We start from the raw sequence: 323 nt of genomic DNA, 5'->3' as shown, positions 1-323 counted from the left end.
AACACCTTTGACTATCTGGGAATCACCGGATTGGTTCTTTAGAGGCCATTTCACCGGTCATTATCTCTCAGGAGCTTCCAAGAGTTTCGTAGAACTTAACAATATGGATGATACGGAAACCGCCCGTGAATTGAAAAAGCGTGTTGATAAAATTGTCGATGGTCTGAAAGAATGCCAACAAAAGTTTGATACATTCGAAGAATTCCCCGGCTATTTAGCTGCAGAACCTTCAAAGCGATTTGATGATATTGAAAAGCTTCGATTCAACGGCAATCACTATGTTCCTTACTATGCTGTTCAAAAGTTGATGGATGGCTTGATGG

Annotated in this window: 1 protein-coding gene; it reads left to right on the top strand. The window is 40.9% G+C overall.

From position 1 onward, the window contains the following. Positions 1-7: 7 nt before the first annotated feature. Positions 8-323, top strand: a 316-nt coding sequence (locus tag CBI42_RS11675; protein ID WP_256963830.1) for a glycoside hydrolase family 127 protein, incomplete at its 3' end; no start/stop codon positions are given.

It is taken from the genome of Streptococcus sp. KR, from assembly GCF_002238115.1.
GTDB lineage: Bacteria > Bacillota > Bacilli > Lactobacillales > Streptococcaceae > Streptococcus.
Note: the sequence above shows the minus strand (reverse complement) of the source record. Positions and strands in the feature narration are given on the sequence as shown.